Raw genomic sequence first — 4,069 nt, 5'->3', positions numbered from 1 at the left:
ACCCTACTCCACTTCAGCGTTTTCAGCATCTGTGCGTCAATCGGTACAAATAGCGAAACAAAATGGCCAAAACCACTTGGTTCTCACGACAGGATCTCGAACCGAAAAGTCAGCGATGGCCATGCTACCAAGTTATGACTCGATGTGTTTTATCCAAGCGGGTGATTTTGTTGGGGTCGGACTGCGCGCAGCAAAACGTTATCAAGTGAGCAAAATCACCGTCGTCGCCATGATAGGCAAACTCGGCAAGATGGTCGCTGGGCACATGATGACTCACGTATCCGGTAAAGCTATCGACTTTTCATTACTGGCCGACCTCGCCATTCAATCAGGTGCATCGAGTGAATTTGCCGAAGCTGTTAGCCAAGCCAACACAGGCCGCCACGTACTCGACACATGGAAAGAAGCCCAATCGGGCAAAGAGATTCCCAATTACGACTTTCTTACCTTGCTCTGCAAACAAGCTGCAGAGCACGCTGCTGTGTATGTCAAACATCACGTCAGCATTGAATTCAAATTGATCGATTTCAACGGCGATCTATTAGCAGAACATCTCTGCTCAAAAGGAAGTGATACCAACACTCACTTTCATGATGAATAAGCATGAACAAGGAAAACTCCATGACTAACGATATGCGTCAAATGACCAAGCAAGGCCGTCAAATTGAAAGTGACTCCTTCTCTATCATCGATGAAGAAATAGAAACTCTCCATGGGGGACATAACTTCAATCAAGGTGAATGGAATGTGGTTCGTCGTGCCATTCATACTACGGGTGATTTTGAATACGCTAAATTATATCAATTCAGCGACAACGCGATTGAGTCTGCCATTACCGCTTTAAAAAATGGTGCCAACATCATTACCGATGTCAGCATGATCGTGACAGGTTTAAACCAAACTCGCCTCAACGCTTACGGCAATAAAGCACAGTGCTTCATTAGTCATCCAGACGTCATTAGCACGGCCAAAGAGACAGGAGAAACACGTGCTATTCACTCAATGCGTTATGCCCGCGATAACGGCCTACTCGACGGCTCTATCATAGGTGTAGGCAATGCGCCTACCGCATTACTTGAGCTATTGCGCATGATAGAAGCAGGCGAAGCAAAACCTGCATTGATCATTGGCATTCCTGTTGGTTTCGTAAAAGCAGATGAATCGAAGCAAGCATTAACTGAACAAAACACCGTGCCTTACATTGCCAGCCTAGGCCGTAAAGGTGGCAGCCCGTTAGTGGTATCGACTATTCACGCCCTACTTGCTGAGTCAGTAAAATGAATAATGTAAGTACTCACTCTCAGCTTATCGATTGCTATCAATCGGCTATCACGGTAGTCGGAGTACCCGAAGATGGGTGTTTAAGCCTAACCAGTCGAGCTGTTAATGCAGTTGAATCTGCACGCGTTGTTGCAGGTAACGACCGACTATTGGATTGGTTTCCCCAATTCAAAGGTCAACGCTTATCGATGCAAGAAGGCTATCTATCTTGGTTCGCTAAGTTGCTTGATGAATGCGAGGAAGGCGGCGTCGTCGTATTAGCTTCTGGCGACCCATTGTTCTTTGGCATCGGCGAATCGTTATTAAAAAAACTGCCTAATGATGAAGTACGCTTTATTCCCTCCCCTTGTTCAATGCAACTCGCTTGCAGCCGAGTCGGCATTGCATGGCAAGAAACCAAAGCAATTTCACTACATGGAAGAAAGCAGCATTACGATGGCATTAAAGGTATCGCAAGCCAAATGCAATGGGGAACTAGCTACTGCTTGCTAACCGATGTTCAAAACAACCCAGCTCGTATTGCGAAACACTTAGTCGACTTTAATCAACAAGGTTGGACGGCTTGGGTATGTGAGAACTTAGGTGGCACCGACGAAAAGATAAGCCAGTGGACTCTCGAAGACCTCGCACTAAAAAGTTCCGACGACTTCTCTACGCTCAATGTAATGGTACTGCACCGAACGCTACCTCATGCGTGGGGTGAATTGGGCCAATACGCCAACGATGATGACTTCATGAAGCGCATGCCTAAGCGCGGCTTAATTACCAAACAGCCCGTTCGTCACTTAGCGTTAGCAAGTATGCGTATTCAGCCAAGATCTGTGGTGTGGGATATAGGCACAGGCTCAGGTTCTATTGCGATAGAAGCCGCTAAACAGTGCTATCAAGGACAAGTCTTCACCATTGAATCAAACCAAGAATGTTATGAGTCGGTCGAGGCTAACTTTAGAGCGCACGGTACCGACAACGTGCAACTGATTCGAGATAAAGCCCCAATACAGCCCGACACCTTGCCTCAGCCAGACAGTATTTTTATTGGTGGAAGCCGCGGCAACATGCACACCATTTTAGATTTCTGTTGGTCAGCAATAAAACCGGGCGGCGTTGTGATCGGTTCTGCAGTGACTGTCGATTCAGTTTGCGAACTTCATCAATGGAGTAAAGACAGCAATGCTCCGACACAGGTTCAACTGGTCTCTATATCAACAGGTGTACCACTCGCTCACTACACCCGTTATCAATCAGAAAATCCGATTCACTTATTTATTTTTACCAAGCCGTTTATTCAGAAATAATCGCTTAATTTTTTAATTAAGCGCCACTCAACAAATTAAATAAAAACATAATTAGAGAAAGCACAGATGAAATTAGGAACTATGTACGTAATTGGTGTCGGCACTGGAGACCCAGAATTATTAACACTTAAAGCTCACCGACTACTCAGCACCGTCGACATTGTCGCGTTTCCAGAAAAAGACGCGGGCAGTAACCACTCTTTTGCTCAACAAATTGCAGCGGGTTCTGTTAGCCCTGAAAGCATGAAAGGCGAATACCTATTTTTGCACTTCCCAATGACGCGTGACCCAAGCATCAACGTTCCTGCATGGCGTAAAGCCGCCGTCACAATTGTTGAACTATTAAAGCAAGGTAAAGACGTGGCATTTGCAACCGAAGGTGATCCATCGGTTTACAGCACATGGGCATACATCCAAGAAGAACTGACAGAGCTACTTCCTGAACTTGATCCGGTGATCATTCCGGGTATCACTTCAGTTACCGCTATTCCATCACAAACAAAAATTCCACTTGCTGACGGTCAGGAGCGTTTTTGTGTTGTACCTGCGACATGGGGTATCGAGTGTTTAGAAAAGCTAGTCGAAGATTTTGACACCATCATGTTAATCAAAGCAGGTCGCGTTATCCCCAAGCTGATCACTCAACTTGAGTCGATGGACATGTTGGATTGTGCAACCTACGTGTCGCATGCCACCACAGAAAAACAAGAGCTTTACTCTGACCTACGCGATGTACCGAATGAAAACCGCTACTTCTCTATGGTTCAGCTTTCAGTTCGCGCTCGTCGTGGCGTACTACGTGGTACTAATGAATCAAAGAAATGTGCCGTTCTTGATGGTGGTAAAGCTGATAGTGGTAAAGATAGCATCGATAAAACTATTGCCGGTAAAGCGTAATGAAAATCGCCATTTATGCCATCACGCTACACGGAGCAAGGCAAGCCAAACGCTTAGCTAAAACGTTTCCGTTTGCTGATGTCTTTATTGCACCAGTTGGACAAGAAGAATACCCAGAAGCCGATGAGTTAACCCTGCCGCTTTCTGGTTTTCTTCCTCCTCAATTTAAGCAATATGATCACCATATCTGCTTTTTTGCTGCGGGTATTGTCAGCCGAATGATCGGCCCTTTGCTAGAAGACAAACGCACCGACCCCGGCGTGATCTGCATTGACGATCACGGCCAATTCGTGATCCCTATGCTATCTGGTCATCGCGGTGGCGCAAATGGGATCGCGTTACAAGTCTCACAAGCACTCAACGCGACTCCTGTAATCACCACCGCTTCTGACGCTGCCGGCAGTTTGTCGGTTGATATGCTCGGATCGCCATTTGGTTGGACACTTGATCCACAATGCGAACCCGCGATCACCGCCACCAGTGCAGCAGTTGTAAATGAAAAACGCATTCTAATCGTGCAGCACGCTGGCGAACAGAACTGGTGGCAGAACAAACGTTCCATGCCAAGACACATCATTACCCACCCAGCACTAAGC

General features: G+C 46.5%; 5 protein-coding genes. All 5 read left to right on the top strand.

Annotated features, from left to right (window positions below):
* The coding region (locus tag AB4653_RS08635; protein WP_372103851.1) for a cobalt-precorrin-5B (C(1))-methyltransferase at window positions 1-601 on the top strand (601 nt) is incomplete at its 5' end.
* A gap of 20 nt (window positions 602-621) precedes the next feature.
* Complete coding sequence (locus AB4653_RS08630) at window positions 622-1,281, top strand: precorrin-8X methylmutase (RefSeq protein WP_009847682.1); 660 nt, start codon at window positions 622-624, stop codon at window positions 1,279-1,281.
* The gene (gene cbiE, locus AB4653_RS08625; protein ID WP_102258166.1) at window positions 1,278-2,576 is read left to right on the top strand and encodes a precorrin-6y C5,15-methyltransferase (decarboxylating) subunit CbiE; all 1,299 of its coding nucleotides are present in this window, start codon (window positions 1,278-1,280) and stop codon (window positions 2,574-2,576) included. Before AB4653_RS08630 ends, cbiE begins: the two co-directional genes overlap by 4 nt.
* 66 nt (window positions 2,577-2,642) lie before the next feature.
* A complete protein-coding gene (gene cobI, locus AB4653_RS08620; protein ID WP_102258165.1) occupies window positions 2,643-3,473 on the top strand; it encodes a precorrin-2 C(20)-methyltransferase in 831 nt (276 codons plus the stop codon).
* Window positions 3,473-4,069, top strand: a 597-nt coding sequence (locus AB4653_RS08615; protein WP_372103848.1) for a cobalamin biosynthesis central domain-containing protein, incomplete at its 3' end; no start/stop codon positions are given. The genes cobI and AB4653_RS08615, both read left to right, overlap by 1 nt.

The organism is Vibrio sp. 10N.222.48.A3, assembly GCF_041475345.1.
Classification (GTDB): Bacteria; Pseudomonadota; Gammaproteobacteria; order Enterobacterales; family Vibrionaceae; genus Vibrio; species Vibrio tasmaniensis_A.
The sequence above is the reverse complement of the archived record's forward strand: the minus strand, read 5'-3'. Positions and strand labels throughout refer to the sequence as shown.

What these genes read in the sequence shown, in the direction of transcription:
- AB4653_RS08630 (WP_009847682.1), top strand. Translation starts at nt 622, where the DNA reads ATGACTAACGATATGCGTCAAATGACCAAGCAAGGCCGTCAAATTGAA.
- cbiE (WP_102258166.1), top strand. Translation starts at nt 1,278, where the DNA reads ATGAATAATGTAAGTACTCACTCTCAGCTTATCGATTGCTATCAATCG.
- cobI (WP_102258165.1), top strand. Translation starts at nt 2,643, where the DNA reads ATGAAATTAGGAACTATGTACGTAATTGGTGTCGGCACTGGAGACCCA.